Genomic DNA, 15,873 nt, shown 5'->3' with positions numbered 1-15,873 from the left:
TCATAGCATTTTGTAAAGCTGGATTTCTTAAAAAAATACCGACTAAATACTGCCTAATTAATGACACGAAGTTGTTTAAAAAAATAGTTTCGTCGCCTGATTAAGTTTAACCGCTCAATTGACTAAGGTCATGAAAATTTTATTTTATTCCAATTTTCAGTTTAACACCATTCGCTAAGGTTATTAGCCGGCTAACAACTAAAGTAGTCTCATTACTGCCTTTAAATTTTTGCCGCTGCAAATTCGCCTGTATTGATAGCACCTTCCATAAAACCCTGCCAATCGGCCAGGTGTTCCCCCGCAAAATGCGTATGAATATGAGAACGCCTTAGTATCGGGCCCAACCTGAACCACTGGCCTTTGCCATAAATAGCATAAGCTCCCCGGGAGAATTCATCGTCACCCCAATAATAATTAGCTTGCTTTTCCAGCAAGCTTTTTACATCACCAAAGTGAGGTTGCAATGTTTGCTGTATCATCTCAGCTTTCCATTCGTCAGACTGGTTAGCAACAACAGCAGCCTTTTCGCCAATGGTATAAGAAATCAAAACTCCTTTTACTGAAGGCTGATTTTTGGTGGCATGATAAAAATAATGAGGCGTTTGATCAGTGACCATATCGAAACTCTCGTCTTTCCAGAACCGCTCTTTAAACAGCAAAGGATTTTTATTAATACGGGCATATTGTAATTCATTCATTGCATCCACCTGGTCTGCAGGCAAACCCGGCTCCCATTTAATACGCCTGGCCGAAAAAGTTGGAACTGTACAAATGATCCTGTCAGCTTTAAAGGATTCACCGCTTTCGCAAAAAACCTCTACACCTCCTTTAGAGTCTTGCTTCACCCGCTTTACTTTATGTTGCAATTTTATTTTATCCATTCCTATCTTTTCAGCGATAGCATTTGCAAGCTGGCTGTTACCGCCCTTTATTTTCAAATCCATTTCGTTTTTTTCACTGCTTTCAGCGTATTCAGCTAAAGCCGCAAAAGCAGATACGCTCCGGATCGTTTCGCCAAAATCCGTGCTGTCCAATAATTCTCTTAATTCCAGGTCTCTTCCTTCACAACCATTATTTACAAGGAACCGCCACCAATCTATCTTATCCAATTTTATCTTATCTGCCTTAGTCAGTTTTTCATAGCCCTTGATAATGGACTCAAATTTTTTCTTCCATTCATCACTGTAGCTCCACTCATTGTTTTTATAATACTTACCCTTGTAAATCAGGTGTGATTCAAATTGATTGTTTTGTAGCTCCAGTCCAAACTCATTACAGAGGTTTTGTAAGCGGGTATGTGAATTACCTACCCATTCTGCACCCAACTCAATTACAAGATTTTCCTGTGGATCGATAGTATGAGAAAATACCCGGCCACCGATACGATTTCTTGCCTCCAGGATTATAAACTCAATATTTTTCTTATATAAATAATAAGCAGCCGACAAACCGGCAAACCCCGCTCCTATAATAATAACTTTTGGCTTTTTGCCGATACTAAAATTGCCAAATGAAGAGGATGCAATTAAAACGCCGCCCGCTGCCAGCGTTGACCTTTTGATAAATTCCCTGCGTGAAAGCATATAATTTTGGTTGCAGCCTAAGTTCCTGATTTATTCCAATTGTGACAAACTTTCTAAAATTAAAAAAGCCCCCATTAATGAGGGCAGAAGAACATAAGGTTCAATATTCATTAATCTACTTTCCTAATACTGCTTGCGCCGCTCATATCCTGGGTGATGGCTGGGTTGCCCCTATACTTTATTTCTGAAGCGCCACTTGCCTGCGCATCTAATTTTACACTGGCAAAAACCTCGGCTGAACTGGCGCCCGAAACATCAACGGTTGTATTTTCTGTCATCAGGTCAAAGCATTTTGCACCGCTTGCACCTGACCCAACTACATTCAAATCTTTTGTTTCCCCCGTCAATGTAATACTTGAGGCACCTGTGACTTCTGCGTTGATACGCGGGGCTTTTAAATCTACTTTTGCTTCTGATGCGCCGCTTAGATCAATGTCAAGGCTTTCATCTGAAACCAATTTGCCCTCTGCCGTAATAGTGCTTGCTCCGGATACATCAATAACTCTGAAAGACGGTGCAGTTATAAATACTTTTATTTTATGCGATGGATCCAGGTTGTAGTTGTCTTTCGGTGAAACTACCAACACTCCATTACTTTCATACACTTCAACATACTGTTGAAGGTTTTCGTCGGTTTCCACTTTTACCGACTGGGTTGAGTCCTGCTTTACATACACATCAATAGCACCGCTGACATCGAGGCTATTAAATTTACCGGTATTGCGGCTTTGCGCAACTTTATTGCCATTTCCATGAATACGCTTTCCCCCGATGTAGTCACAGGAGGAAACAATAACAAAAAGGCAGCAAAACAAGAACATTAGTTTCATGTGTATATATTTTTGGTATTTGGTCATCCCGAAATTCACTGGGACATTTTATTTAGCTTTTTGTGTTGACAAATTTGCGTCTTTTAAGCCGGTTTTAAAATTAATATGACGCCACATTGAGCTAACAGGTTACCATTTATTAACCGGAAATTATGTCCTTATATAATGCGGGATAGTAAAAACCGCAGCCTTTTTGCAAAAAAACCTCATTAAGATTTTATTCTTCCTGCTTTTAAGACATATCTTTTTCTCTTACCTTCACACAAAATAGTTGTTTAGCTAACTAATTTTAATCCTGCTTAATTCCAAAGCTTAATCATATGAATAATCGCACGATCAAAAAAATTGCTGTTTTAGGAAGTGGTGTGATGGGCTCCCGTATTGCCTGTCATTTTGCAGGCGTGGGTGTGCAAGTATTGTTGTTGGATATGGTTCCTAAAGAAGCTGCCGAAAGCACCAAACCTGCTGAAAGAAATAAACTGGTGAATGATGCATTGGCGACAGCCATAAAAAGCAACCCCTCTCCTGTTTTCACCAAAGACGTGGTAAAGAAAATAACTACCGGCAATTTTGATGACAATATGAAAGATATTGCCACCTGCGATTGGATCATTGAAGTAGTGGTGGAACGTTTGGATATTAAGAAACTTATTTATGATAAAGTAGAGCAGTTCCGCAAGCCGGGCACATTGGTTACCTCCAACACTTCAGGTATTCCTATTCACCTGATGGCAGAAGGTCGTAGTGATGATTTCAAAAAGAATTTTTGTGGCTCGCACTTTTTCAATCCGCCGCGTTATTTGCGCCTGCTTGAAATTATCCCAACACCCGATACCGATCCTGCTGTTGTTGATTTCCTGATGCACTACGGCGATTTGTATTTAGGCAAAACTACTGTGCTATGTAAAGACACACCAGCGTTTATTGCCAATCGTATTGGTGTTTATGGCATCATGGCCATCTTTGGACTGGTTGATAAATTAGGATTGACCATTGATGAAGTAGATGCATTGACAGGCCCAATCATTGGCCGGCCGAAGTCCGCTACGTTCAGAACGGCTGATGTAGTAGGTATAGATACATTGGTAAAAGTGGCGAAAGGAGTTTATGATAATTGCCCCGATGATGAAGCGAAAGAATCATTCGTTATACCAGGTTGGCTAAATAAGCTGGTTGACAATAACTGGCTCGGCGATAAAACCGGGCAAGGCTTTTTCAAAAAAACAAAAGGCGCGGGTGGCGAAAAAGAAATTCTTACACTTGACCTGAAAACATTGGAATATGGTCCTAGGCTAAAACCCAAATTTTCCACAATAGAGGCAGCCAAACCCATAGACGATTTGTATACCCGTTTAAAAATGCTGGTAGCCGGCCAAGATAAAGCCGGTGAGTTTTATCGCCATTTTCATTACGGCTTGTTTTCCTATATCTCTCATCGTATTCCTGAAATCAGTGATGAACTGTACCGGGTAGATGACGCCATGATGGCGGGCTTTGGCTGGGAAATTGGTGCGTTTGAAAGTTGGGATGTACTGGGTGTAGAGAAAACCGTTAAGTCAATGAAAGAAGCAGGCTATAAAGTAGCATCATGGGTAGAGGAAATGCTTGCAGCAGGCAATAAGTCATTTTATAAAATAGAAAATGGGAATCGCTTAAGCTATTCGCCTGTGAAGGGTTCTTACTCCTTCCCTTTGGGGGAAGGACGGGATGGGGCCACATTCATCGTGATGGGTAACTACCAGGATAAGCTGGTATGGAAAAATGCAAGCTGCCGGTTGTACAATCTGGGCGATGATGTATTAGGTCTTCAATGGTTCACAAAAATGGGAAGCATTGGCGGTGATGTATTGAGCGGTATTCAAACAGCGATTGATAAAGCCGAAAAAGGTTACAAAGGTTTAGTGATAGCCAATGAGGGCTCTAACTTTAGTGCCGGCGCCAATGTGGGCATGATCTTTATGCTGGCAATAGATCAGGAATATGACGAACTGGATATGGCAATTCGCCTTTTCCAGAACACCATGATGAGAGCAAGATATTCTTCAATCCCGGTTGTAGTAGCACCACATGGTTTAGCATTAGGGGGCGCCTGCGAATTAAGCCTTCATGCTGATAAAGTTTGCCCCGCCGCTGAAACCTATACAGGCCTGGTGGAACTCGGCGTCGGGTTAATTCCCGGTGGCGGTGGTACCAAAGAATTTGTATTAAGAGCTTCTGATGAAATGCATAACGACGAGCCTGATACCATCACATTAAAGAATCGTTTTTTAACTATAGCCACTGCTAAAGTGGGAACTTCAGCTCATGAAGGTTTTGAGATTGGTGTATATAGAAAAGGATTAGATGAAGTAGTCATGAACCAGGGCAGACGCATTGCAGAAGCAAAACGATCCGTGATAGAAATATTTGACAGCGGTTATACAGCTCCCGTGCAACGAAAAGATATAAAAGTATTGGGGCAGTCGGCATTAGGTGCATTGTACGCTGGTGTTCATGCAATGAAAATCGCTAATTATGCAACCGAACATGATGCACTTGTAGCCAAAAAACTGGCCTATGTCATGTGTGGTGGAGATCTAAGCGAGCCAACCCTGGTTTCCGAACAATATTTGCTTGATCTCGAACGGGAGGCTTTCCTGTCTCTCTGCGGTGAAAAGAAAACACTGGAGAGAATACAAAGTGTGTTGAAGAGTGGGAGACCAATCCGAAACTAACCCGGTCTGACGGTCCGCCGTCTGACCATTTCATTCATCTACCATATCTGATACCTGCCGGCTAACTGATAAAAAGAAGTTGATGAACTTTTCTCCCAACAATATTTATCATGTATATAACCAGGGTAACAATCGTCAAACCATTTTCTTTCAACAACAGAATTATTTGCTTTTTTTGAATCTTTATAAAAAATTGATTCATCCAACTGCCGATACCATAGCCTGGTGTCTCATGCCCAATCATTTTCATTTCATGATCTACACCGATGACAGATGTTCTGCAATCATTAAACAAGGAGGAATTTTTATTGATCCTGTCACAAATGGTTTCCGAAAGCTACTAAGTGGTTATGCAAGAATTTTCAATTCTCAAAATCAAAGAACCGGTTCGATGTTTCGGCAAAAGACAAAATCAAAATGCCTGAGCGACATAATCATAAAACCGGGCAGCCAATATCTGGCACAAGATTATTTTATTAACTGCTTCCATTATATCCATCAAAATCCTGTGGTTGCAAAGTTGACCACAAAACCTGAAGAGTGGGAATTCTCATCATTCAGGGATTATGCAAAATTGCGAAATGGAAATCTTTGTAAAAAAGAATTAGCAACTTCATATTGTGATTATACTTTCGAAAACTTTATGGAAAAATCTCAGGCATTAGTTGATAAAAAAATCATAGATTACTTCGTATAATTTTTATGGTCAGACCGGGACGGTCAGACCACCACCTCACCAACTATGGGCACAGTAGAACAGGAAGCCAACCAACAGCTAATCATCTCGTCTCATATTACAACATATGGGAACGCAGCCGATGCCGCAGTTACTGAAAATATCCGGGATGAAATTGAAACGATGTGGAATGAAGCCAGGGGTATTGTGCAGATTGAAGATTACTCTTACCATGTTGTATTCAGGATCACCGCTTCCTTTCAGCCAGCTATCACCGATATGGAGATTTACCAGAACATTGATCCCCGCAATAATTATTTCCGCATAGAAGAGTTTGCCCATGGCAATATTTCCTTTGTAGATGGACTGGGTTGCAATACGGGTTATTTCAAACTGGACAACCTCTACAAGGGTTCGACAACAGCGGCTCATGAGTATGGTCACACGATCGGATTGCACCATCCAACCGATATTGATCTTCGCGGCAAAGGTGTTCCGGGTATTATGTATCCCCGGGGAACTTTAGTAGATGCTCAATATCAATACAACCCCGCCGCAAAATCTGGTGATAATACCAATGGCGGCACCATGCACCCCATGTACCGAAAGGTGAAACAGGAAGACATTTCCTTGCTGAAGCTACACAAGCTGAGTTTTGAAAATGGTAAGTCTATTATCGGTGAGTTTACCAGCATCTGGCATCCTGACCATGCAGCTATTCCGGCGAATGAATTTCCGGGCATTCATGGATAAAATCATATTTCCCCTCTCACATTACTCCCGGCCGCAGGTAGAAATTATTTTTTTGCCATCCAAATCTTCCGTAGCTTATAAGAGTATTCCCTGCCTACCGGTCAGGCAGGCATTAAACCTAAAACATATCCTTATGGCAAAGAAATGGCTAACCATTTTGGTTGTTGCAGCCACATTTGCTGCATCGGCCCAGCCCCGGCTTCCCAAAAATTATTACTGGCAAAAACTGGACAATGGCCTTGAAGTAGTGGTGATCGAAAATCACAAAGTTCCATTGGCCACCATCGAAATTGCTGTGAAAAACGGTGCTTATACCGAAGGTCCTGAATATAGCGGTCTATCGCATTTGTTCGAACACATGTTCTTCAAAGCCAACAAAGATTATCCGGACCAGGAGAAGTTTATTGAAAGAACAAAAGAACTGGGCGCCATCTTCAATGGCACTACAGGTGAAGAAAGAGTGAATTATTTCTTTACATTTTCCAGTGATAGCCTGGAAGCTGGTTTAAAATTCATGAATGCAGCACTTCGCTATCCCATTTACCGCACTGAAGACATGCAAAAAGAAAGACCGGTAGTAGATGGCGAATTTCAACGCGGTGAAAGTAATCCCTTCTTCCAATTGTGGATTGATGTAGGCAAAAGAACCTGGGGCGAAAACTTTACCCGCAAAAATCCAATTGGCGATCATGACATCATTAACACGGCTACCCCTGAAAAAATGATGATCATAAAGGACAAATATTATCATCCCAACAATTCTTTACTGGTGATTTGCGGCGATGTAAAACCGGGTGAAGCATTTGCGCTGGCCAAAAAAATTTATGGTGACTGGAAACACAGTGGATTTGACCCACATGAAAAATACCCCATCCCTGAATTTAAGCCCCTGGAAAAACCGGATTACAATATCAAAACGTCTTCGATAGCCGAAACTCCTTTCATGATGTTTCAATGGATTGGTCCCGAATATCGCAAGGATTCAGCAGCCACTTTAGCCGCAGATGTATTTTCAACTATACTGGGTCTCAATTCTTCAAAATGGCAGCAAGCCTTAATCGATAAAGGCCTCGCTAGTTTTACCAATGTTACCTACCAAACCTGTCGTTATGCAGGCCCTGTTTATGCGTTAGCCTTACCTACCCCATCCAAATTGAAAGAGTGTTATGAAGAAATGCTGAAACAAGTGAGTAAATGGGCCGACGATGATTATTTTACCGATGAACAATTGCAAACAGCAAAAGATGTATTAATCAGGAACAAAATCAGGAACGAGGAAAAACCATCACAACAGGCATCTGGTCTTACCTACTGGTGGTGCAGCACGTCCATTGATTATGCTACTGACTATGATGACAACATGCAGAAGGTAACAAGAAAAGATATACAGGATTATTTAAAAAAATACATTGTCTCTAAACCGTATGTAGCCGGAATGATCATTAATGACGCAATGAAAAAAGAATACAAACCTGAAGAATACTTCGTTTCCGGGAAATCTTTCTGATCCGCAGGTTTTACAGTAACCTGATCACTGGTAACAATTAGAATCAAAACAATGAAATGAGCAAAAAAAATTTCGAGGTATTATACCAACGACCGATGAATCCCGACTTGTCGGGACCATGTTGCAAACAGAAAAAATAAAAAATATACACATGAAACGCCCATTTGAAATTTTCGACACACCCGGGAATGTTGATCGGGCGTTCCATCTGGCCAAAAAACAATAAAAAATAAACAGATGAAAAAGATATTGCAATATATGGTTATCATCACCATGTTAATACCCTGCCTGGTCATGGCACAGACAGGCAAGCCATATGATATAAATATAAATGGGGTAAAAGTAATCGTTCAGCCCAGCGGCAATGAAATTGTGGTCATACAAACGATAATCAAAGGCGGTGTTCAAAACTATGCGGAAAACAAGGCCGGCATCGAAAACCTCGCCGTAAGAGCTCTTACTGAGTGCGGAACCATCAAGGATGATAAAAACAGTTTTAAAGATAAGCTGGATAAGGTAAGTGCACAAGTATCAGGGTGGAGTGGTATGGACTATGCCAGCGTCAGCATGAATTGCATAAAAAATGATCTCGACAAAGTGTGGCCATTATATACCGACGCCTTACGAACACCCCGTTTTGATGAAAAAGAATTTGACAGGATCAAACAAGATGCTATTACTTTTATCCGCACCAATGAATCGTTTCCTGATAATGCTATCGACAAAATGGCGAAAGAAACCGCCTTCAAAGGGAAAAACTATGCAAAAGATCCGCTCGGCACTATTGCAAGTGTGCAGCCGATCACAGCGGTTGAAGCAAAAAAATACTGGCAATCCATTTTCACCCGTTCACGTATGACAGTTGTTATCGTCGGTGATCTGGAAAGGAGCGAAATTGAAAATAAACTGGCTGATTTTTTTGCCAAAATTCCTGCAGGAAGTCCCTTTGTATTTAAAAAAGAAAATTACACACCGGTGGTCAATACCTTCAATTCAAAATCAAGAGACAATGCAACCAATTATATCAGGGGAATAACAGGAGGCCCTTCTGCCGGTTCGCCGGATTATAATGCTTTCATATTAGCGATGCGAATTTTTTCGACCCGGCATTTCGTCGAGATCAGGTCCAAAAATGGTTTATCCTATGCGCCATGGGCCTGGTTCAGCCAGGGCACTACACCCTACTCTACTATTTCCGTTTCAACCACCGAGCCGAATAAATATATTGCTACGGCCAGGGCACTTATCGACAAAGTGAAACAGGAAGGATTTAAAGATTCAGAATTAAAAAATGAAAAGACAGGCTACTTAACAGAAGTTTATTATCGCCAGGAAACAAATGAAGCCCAGGCATCAGCCCTTGCAAACGCCGAAGTATTATTCGGTGATTGGAGAAGGGCAGTAACCATCAAAGACGATATCAAAAAAGTGAGCCTGGATCAAATGAATAATGCGTTCAAAAAATATATCAATAATATTACCTGGGTATACCAGGGCGACATTAAAAAAGTAGATCCGAAAATGTATACGCAAAAACAAACGCCCAACCTACCCGAGGAAAAGAAAGCTTTCTAATGATCAGTAAGCCTCCTCAACCGGAGGCTTTTTTCTTTTCCAGATCATCTAATGCAGCATCTATCGAGGGAAATAAAAAAGTAAAGCCGGTATAATGAATTTTATCACAACTTACCGTGGCGCTCTTTAACACCTCAACACTCATTTCACCCAGCACGGTCTTTAAAACAAATGACGGAACATATAAGGGAATAAAGAATTTACCCTTTTTTGTTTGCGCCAATTGAAGAGTTAATTCTTTATTGGAAACAGGTCTGGGAGCTACAGCATTGAAAACCCCTCTCATATCATCACTTTCAATAGCGGTGATGTATAATCTTACGAGATCATCAATGTGTATCCAGCTTATTACTTGTTTGCCGGAACCCAAAATCGCCGCCACGCCAAATCGTACCGGCTTTTCGAATTCTCTCAACGCTCCGCCACTATTACTGAGAACGATTCCTGTACGATATTTAACTACCCGTTTGCCTAATTCAGCTACGGGGTCAATGCTTTTTTCCCATTCCAAACAGGTTTGACCCAAAAATCCGTTATCGGCAGTCGCCGTTTCGGTAAAAGGATTGGGATTAGGAACCACCGGATCTTCACCATACCATCCAATGGCAGATGCGCTCACAACGGCCTTTACCTTGTTCGGCATGTCCCGCAGTGCTTTTGACAAAAGTTCGCCGCCTTTTACCCGGCTATCCCTGATCTGTTGTTTTCTTTTTTCTGACCATCGTTTGTCAGCAATACCCTCTCCGGCCAGGTGAATGATATAGTCTGCTTTGCCAATTGCCTCTTCACTGATCGTTTGGTTTTCTACGTTCCATAGCGCATAAGATACATTTCCGCCATGCTCCTGTTTATTATCGCTGCTCCTTGATAAAATAATTACTTTATAATTCTTTTCCAGCAATGCTTTTGTGATAGCCTTGCCAATCATTCCCGTGCCGCCTGTTATCAATATTGTGGTCATATATAAAAGCTAAAATACATTCAACAAAAATAAAACCAAGTTACAAGACAAAATGCTTTAGTAAATTGGGAAAAAAAACTTCATGCGATTTTCATTATTGATCCTTTTCATTGCTTTCGCTGTTACATCAACAGCGCAACAAGCCAAAGGATTGAAAAAAACCAACGCCGGTAATCCCGTGTTTCCGGGCTGGTATGCAGATCCTGAAGGTATAATCTACAAAAAACAGTATTGGATCTATCCTACTTACTCAACACCCTATAATAAACAGGTTTCCTTTGATGCCTTCTCCTCTCCTGACCTTATTACCTGGACAAAACATCACTCTATCCTCGATACAGCTGCTATCAAGTGGGCTATACGAGCCATGTGGGCTCCATCCGTTATTGAAAACAAGGGGAAATATTTTCTCTTTTTTGGCGCCAACGACATTCAAAACAATAACGAATATGGCGGAATAGGTGTGGCGGTTGCTGATAAACCCGAAGGGCCTTATAAAGATCACCTGGGAAAACCACTCATCGATAAATTTCACAATGGCGCACAGCCGATTGACCAGTTTGTTTTTCGTGATGCAAATGGTCAGCATTACCTGATATATGGCGGATGGAAGCATTGTAATATTGCCAAACTGAACGATGATTTTACCGGATTCGTTCCATTTGAAGATGGCGCCACTTTTCGTGAAATCACACCGAAAGATTATGTTGAGGGACCTTTTATGTTTATACGCAATGGTAAATATTATTTTATGTGGTCTGAAGGCGGTTGGACAGGTCCTGATTACAGTGTGGCTTATGCTATTGCCGATTCACCTTTTGGACCATTTGAAAGAGTGGGCAAAATTCTTCAGCAGGATCCCAATATTGCAACCGGTGCGGGTCATCATTCCGTGATTAAAATCCCTAAAGAAGATGAATGGTATATTGTTTATCATCGCCGTCCACTTAGTGAAAAAGATGGTAATTCCAGAGAAACCTGTATTGACAGAATGTACTTCGATGAAAAAGGAATGATCAAACCTGTTGTTATCACCAAAGAAGGTGTAAAGAAAAGAACATTAAAATAAATACCATTTATGAAGCCGGTTCTATCTATCCACAACCTCACTAAATTTTATGGCCGCATCCATGCTCTCAATAAGGTGTCATTTGAAGTGCCGGAGGGAAGTGTATTTGGTATACTTGGTCCCAATGGAAGCGGTAAGACAACGCTGCTCGGGATCGTTATGGATATTCTAAAGCAAACCGAAGGGAATTACCTCTGGAAAGGAGAACCGGCAACAGCCGCGATGCGGCAACAAATAGGAACACTGTTGGAAACACCCAATTTCTATCATTACTTAAGCGGTGAAAGAAACCTGCGCATAGCTGCTGAAATCAAACAAAGAGGAAAAGAAGATATCGAAAAGACGCTGCACCTTGTCAATCTCTATCAACGTAAAGATTCCAAATTCAGCACCTATTCACTAGGGATGAAACAACGGTTGGCGATTGCATCAACCCTTTTGGGAAGTCCCGACATTCTAGTTTTTGACGAACCTACCAACGGACTCGATCCCGCAGGCATTGCAGAAATCAGGGAACTAATGAAACAGCTAAACCGGCAGGGCAAAACTATTATTATGGCCAGCCATATACTGGATGAAGTAGAAAAAGTTTGCACCCATGTGGCCATCATTCAAAAAGGAGATTTAAAGGCTGTAGGAAGTGTAAAAGATATTCTCGATACAAAAACACTGGATGAAACGATCATTGAACTGGCGGCCGATGACCTGGATGCACTGCAATCCGTCATCCAGCAAATGAATGGTTTAATGGGAACACAAATAACAAATAACTACCTGCAGGCGGTTTTTAGCAACGGGATCACAGCACAAGATGTGAACCGCTTTTGTTTTGAAAAAGGAATTGTGCTGAGCAAATTGAATGTAAAGAGAAAATCGCTGGAATCGACCTTCCTGGAAATTACGGGAACAAAGAGTGAGCATTGACAGAAGTTTGCCAGTTTATCAGTTTATTGGTTTATTAGTTTACTGGTTCAATATATAAGAAATCAAACAACACCATGTTACACCTTTTAAAAATCGAATGGCTAAAAATAAAAAATTACCGGGCCTTTTGGGTGTTTGCTGTGCTCTACCTGGTAAGTATTTTTATCGTTACCTATATCAGTTGGTATATTGAACAACGCACCAAGGCGCAGGTGCCGGAAGCATCCATGCTCCTCGGTGATTCGTTTGCCTTTCCCAAGGTGTGGCAAACAGTAGGCTGGCTCAGCAGCTGGTTATTATATTTTCCCGGGATGATCATCATCATGCTGATGGTAAATGAATTCAATTTTAAAACCCACCGCCAAAACATCATAGACGGCTGGAGCCGCAACCAGTTCATTGGCATTAAGATCACTTTGGTGGTCATCTTTTCATTATTGATCACCCTTATCAATATTATCACCTGCGTTGTTTTTGGCTCTATTTCTTCCGGCAGTTTCTCCATGGATGGAACAGCCTATATATTCTATGTTTTCATACAAGCACTGGCTTATTTGTTCTTTGCCCTAATGCTGGCGGTACTGTTCAGGCGAAGCGGACTGGCCATCATTATCTTTTTTCTATACGGGATCATCTTTGAATGGCTGATTTCGGCTTTAACTAATTTCCAGTTCAAACTTTCCCCGGCTGGTTATTTTTTACCCTTGCAGGCGTCTGATGTATTGATTCCAATCCCCTTTGGTAAAAAAGTTTTTTATCCTGATAGTCCATCTACCAGTATTTTAATTGTTGCAGTTCTCGCCTATATCACGGCTTATGTGTTTTTTGCAAGGAAGAAATTTTTGGTGGATGATTTGTAAGATTTAAGAACGGTATTGACGTAATAAAAATTGAATGGAGAATGCTACATTTTCTAAAAATCAATGTCCATTTTTCCTGACCGGGTGGTTTCAACGGTATAAATTTATGGGTGCGGTGCAATTATGACAAAGCGACCTTAAAGAATGACAACAATAAAAATAGCGAGTTTTGTAACAATTCTATTTATGGGACTATTTGGACTGTTTAAGAAACATTTTGACAAAATCAAAAAGGAAGAAAACCCCGAAAATAATTCTAACAAAACAGAGCTGACAATCTCGGCTGACACTCTTTCTTTTGACCAACAGTTGAAAATATTCAACACTTTGGGTTATCAATTAAATTCAGGAATTACCAAAGAAATAATATTTAAAAACATGAAGGGTAATTATTTACCTGGCACCGACCTTGAAGCAGAGTTCAGAAAATCGCCATTTCAACTGTTGTACTATTATTTAGGTTGGAGACATTCTGGTCATCCAGTTCATTACACGGACAATTGTGTTTGGTACGACATTGAATTTATTGACCCAAGCAGTGAGTATATAACTTTTATGAAACGCATGGGAACAATAACAAAGGGAGAATTGAATTATACTGACATTTCATTAAGAGTTGACGAAAACAACTACGAATGGATAGATTTCAAAGTTAACGGAGCAATTAAAAAATGGAAATTATCTAAAGTTGGCTACATAGATGATTCATTTTTTCAGCGTTTCTCATATTTACCAACAGAATTTAAAACCAAAGGACATTACACATATTATGATGACGGTGGACAACAATTTGTAATTGATTATGCAACAGAAAACGAACAAAAGAAATTTATAGAAACAACAGGGCTAAAAAGAGAGTGGCTTGGAGAGGGAAATCATTTTTCAGAACATGATGACAAAAAATAACTGCCACCCCCTGCTCTTCGAAACTTCCGGTTTCGAAGTTCTTTTTTATCGCCCTTTGGCGATTACATCCGGCAAAGTAGTTGATCCACCCTCTCCCCGTTTGCATACTATTCAGTAACTTCTACCTCCAATTTTTTTATATGCAAACCTTACCTGTTGCCACCAACAACCGCCAGGCGATATACTACGCAAGGTTGTTGCCAGGCTAAAATTCCAAGCTTCCCGAATTTATAAAATATCTTTTCTCTAATTTCCAGTTTTTATACCTTTGAGTATAATACCATTTGGTATAATACCGGATGGGATAATTAGTTTTTATGAAAGATTCCCCTTTTATTTATGGCAGCACGGTTAGCACCCATTCGTTTACCAACCGGGAAGTTGAAGCTGCAAAACTTCGCAGCAACCTGGTAAGCGGCATCAACACGATGATTATTTCTCCAAGACGTTGGGGCAAATCATCATTGGTGGAAAAGGTCATCAATGACATCAAAAAAAAAGAGAAAAAAACAAAAACAGTCATTATCGATCTTTTTTCAGTAAGCAACGAACAGGAATTTCTAGAGAGCTTTGCCCGTGAAGTAATAAAAGCCTCCTCTTCTAGATGGCAGGAATGGATGACAAGCGGAAAGGATTTTTTTAAAAAGCTGCTGCCAAAATTGAGCTTGGGGATGGATCCAGCCACTGATTTCAGTCTGAGTTTTGATTGGAAGGAACTAAAGAAAAATAGTGACGAAGTACTGAATCTTCCCGAAACAATCGCACAAAACAAAGGCATTAAAATGATTGTTTGCCTGGATGAATTTCAAAACCTCTCTTCATTTACTGATTACCCGGACTTCGAGAAAAAAATGCGTGCAGCCTGGCAACGGCAGAAATCAGTTACCTATTGTCTGTTTGGAAGCAAACGTCACATGATGACAGATATTTTCAATAACCCATCGAAGCCATTTTATCGTTTTGGAGATATCATGTTGCTGCAAAAAATTGAAATGAAAAAATGGGTGACATTTATCTGCGAAAGCTTTGCGGTAAGTGGCAAACAAATAGATAAAACCGAAGCTTCAAAAATCCCTTTATTAATGAAAAATCATTCGTGGTATGTTCAACAAATGGCTCATTATACATGGAACCTAACGCAAAAAAAAGCGGGAGCTTCTGAAATTGAAACCGCCCTAAAAGAATTAATCAATGCAAACAGCCCTTTGTATCAAAAAGAAATAGAAACGATAAGCACTACGCAACTAAATTTATTGAAAGCTGTAGCAAAAAACGAAACCCGGTTTACCAGTGCGGCGGTAATGCAAACCCATCAATTGGGTACTCCCCGAAATGTAAGTAAAAACAAAATTTTATTGATAAATAATGATTTAATACATGAAGTAAATGGTCAGTTTGAATTTGTTGACCCGGCATTTGAATTATGGTTTAAAAAGCAATTTTTTAACCAATCCTATTTCATATAAACATTTTATAGAAGCAACAAAAGAAAACAAAGTCAGACATATTTACTGC

General features: G+C 40.4%; 13 protein-coding genes. 10 read left to right on the top strand and 3 right to left on the bottom strand.

Features of this window, described 5'->3' with window-relative positions:
* Positions 1-221 precede the first annotated feature (221 nt).
* Together P2W73_RS02685 and P2W73_RS02680 are read right to left on the bottom strand one after the other, a co-directional pair.
* Positions 222-1,583 (bottom strand): flavin monoamine oxidase family protein, encoded by a 1,362-nt coding sequence (locus tag P2W73_RS02685; RefSeq protein ID WP_276500439.1) that lies wholly within the window; start codon positions 1,581-1,583, stop codon positions 222-224.
* Positions 1,584-1,693: 110 nt separating this feature from the next.
* Entirely contained in the window at positions 1,694-2,413 is a 720-nt protein-coding gene (locus tag P2W73_RS02680) for a head GIN domain-containing protein (RefSeq protein WP_276500438.1), read from the bottom strand.
* 320 nt (positions 2,414-2,733) lie between these two features.
* On the opposite strand from P2W73_RS02680, the gene P2W73_RS02675 reads away from it, so the two are divergent.
* From P2W73_RS02675 to P2W73_RS02655, 5 genes are all read left to right on the top strand, one after another.
* Complete coding sequence (locus P2W73_RS02675) at positions 2,734-5,127, top strand: 3-hydroxyacyl-CoA dehydrogenase/enoyl-CoA hydratase family protein (protein ID WP_276500437.1); 2,394 nt, start codon at positions 2,734-2,736, stop codon at positions 5,125-5,127.
* A gap of 82 nt (positions 5,128-5,209) precedes the next feature.
* On the top strand, positions 5,210-5,824 hold the full coding sequence (locus P2W73_RS02670) for a hypothetical protein (RefSeq protein ID WP_276500436.1): 615 nt from the start codon (positions 5,210-5,212) through the stop codon (positions 5,822-5,824).
* A 45-nt stretch (positions 5,825-5,869) separates the two neighbouring features.
* Positions 5,870-6,556 carry a peptidase M10 gene (locus P2W73_RS02665; RefSeq protein ID WP_276500435.1) on the top strand — a complete coding sequence of 229 codons (687 nt, stop codon included), beginning with the start codon at positions 5,870-5,872 and terminating at the stop codon, positions 6,554-6,556.
* Positions 6,557-6,689: 133 nt separating this feature from the next.
* Positions 6,690-8,063, top strand: coding sequence for a M16 family metallopeptidase (locus tag P2W73_RS02660; protein WP_276500434.1), 1,374 nt, complete (start codon positions 6,690-6,692; stop codon positions 8,061-8,063).
* A gap of 237 nt (positions 8,064-8,300) precedes the next feature.
* Positions 8,301-9,638, top strand: coding sequence for a M16 family metallopeptidase (locus P2W73_RS02655; protein WP_276500433.1), 1,338 nt, complete (start codon positions 8,301-8,303; stop codon positions 9,636-9,638).
* A 16-nt stretch (positions 9,639-9,654) separates the two neighbouring features.
* On the opposite strand, the gene P2W73_RS02650 is transcribed toward P2W73_RS02655, so the two are convergent.
* Entirely contained in the window at positions 9,655-10,599 is a 945-nt protein-coding gene (locus P2W73_RS02650; RefSeq protein ID WP_276500432.1) for a TIGR01777 family oxidoreductase, read from the bottom strand.
* Between the two features lie 82 nt (positions 10,600-10,681).
* Between P2W73_RS02650 and P2W73_RS02645 the strand changes: the two genes are divergently transcribed.
* From P2W73_RS02645 to P2W73_RS02625, 5 genes are all read left to right on the top strand, one after another.
* Positions 10,682-11,668 carry a glycoside hydrolase family 43 protein gene (locus P2W73_RS02645; RefSeq protein WP_276500431.1) on the top strand — a complete coding sequence of 329 codons (987 nt, stop codon included), beginning with the start codon at positions 10,682-10,684 and terminating at the stop codon, positions 11,666-11,668.
* A gap of 9 nt (positions 11,669-11,677) precedes the next feature.
* The gene (locus P2W73_RS02640) at positions 11,678-12,592 is read left to right on the top strand and encodes an ABC transporter ATP-binding protein (RefSeq protein WP_276500430.1); all 915 of its coding nucleotides are present in this window, start codon (positions 11,678-11,680) and stop codon (positions 12,590-12,592) included.
* Between the two features lie 74 nt (positions 12,593-12,666).
* A complete protein-coding gene (locus tag P2W73_RS02635) occupies positions 12,667-13,452 on the top strand; it encodes an ABC transporter permease (RefSeq protein ID WP_276500429.1) in 786 nt (261 codons plus the stop codon).
* A gap of 144 nt (positions 13,453-13,596) precedes the next feature.
* Positions 13,597-14,358: a hypothetical protein gene (locus P2W73_RS02630; RefSeq protein ID WP_276500428.1), complete on the top strand. Its 762-nt coding sequence runs from the start codon at positions 13,597-13,599 to the stop codon at positions 14,356-14,358.
* Positions 14,359-14,675: 317 nt separating this feature from the next.
* On the top strand, positions 14,676-15,824 hold the full coding sequence (locus tag P2W73_RS02625) for an AAA family ATPase (RefSeq protein WP_276500427.1): 1,149 nt from the start codon (positions 14,676-14,678) through the stop codon (positions 15,822-15,824).
* The last annotated feature ends 49 nt before the right edge of the window (positions 15,825-15,873 follow it).

Origin of the sequence: Terrimonas pollutisoli (genome assembly GCF_029360765.1) — a bacterium.
GTDB lineage: Bacteria > Bacteroidota > Bacteroidia > Chitinophagales > Chitinophagaceae > Terrimonas_B > Terrimonas_B pollutisoli.
This window is presented reverse-complemented; position numbering and strand designations above follow the sequence as displayed.

Bases quoted from the DNA above. Each gene is read 5' to 3' on its own strand.
- P2W73_RS02645 (WP_276500431.1), top strand. From the start codon at position 10,682: ATGCGATTTTCATTATTGATCCTTTTCATTGCTTTCGCTGTTACATCA.
- P2W73_RS02625 (WP_276500427.1), top strand. From the start codon at position 14,676: ATGAAAGATTCCCCTTTTATTTATGGCAGCACGGTTAGCACCCATTCG.
- P2W73_RS02670 (WP_276500436.1), top strand. From the start codon at position 5,210: ATGAACTTTTCTCCCAACAATATTTATCATGTATATAACCAGGGTAAC.
- P2W73_RS02665 (WP_276500435.1), top strand. From the start codon at position 5,870: ATGGGCACAGTAGAACAGGAAGCCAACCAACAGCTAATCATCTCGTCT.
- P2W73_RS02655 (WP_276500433.1), top strand. From the start codon at position 8,301: ATGAAAAAGATATTGCAATATATGGTTATCATCACCATGTTAATACCC.
- P2W73_RS02680 (WP_276500438.1), bottom strand. From the start codon at position 2,413: ATGAAACTAATGTTCTTGTTTTGCTGCCTTTTTGTTATTGTTTCCTCC.
- P2W73_RS02675 (WP_276500437.1), top strand. From the start codon at position 2,734: ATGAATAATCGCACGATCAAAAAAATTGCTGTTTTAGGAAGTGGTGTG.
- P2W73_RS02660 (WP_276500434.1), top strand. From the start codon at position 6,690: ATGGCAAAGAAATGGCTAACCATTTTGGTTGTTGCAGCCACATTTGCT.
- P2W73_RS02650 (WP_276500432.1), bottom strand. From the start codon at position 10,599: ATGACCACAATATTGATAACAGGCGGCACGGGAATGATTGGCAAGGCT.
- P2W73_RS02685 (WP_276500439.1), bottom strand. From the start codon at position 1,583: ATGCTTTCACGCAGGGAATTTATCAAAAGGTCAACGCTGGCAGCGGGC.
- P2W73_RS02630 (WP_276500428.1), top strand. From the start codon at position 13,597: ATGACAACAATAAAAATAGCGAGTTTTGTAACAATTCTATTTATGGGA.
- P2W73_RS02640 (WP_276500430.1), top strand. From the start codon at position 11,678: ATGAAGCCGGTTCTATCTATCCACAACCTCACTAAATTTTATGGCCGC.
- P2W73_RS02635 (WP_276500429.1), top strand. From the start codon at position 12,667: ATGTTACACCTTTTAAAAATCGAATGGCTAAAAATAAAAAATTACCGG.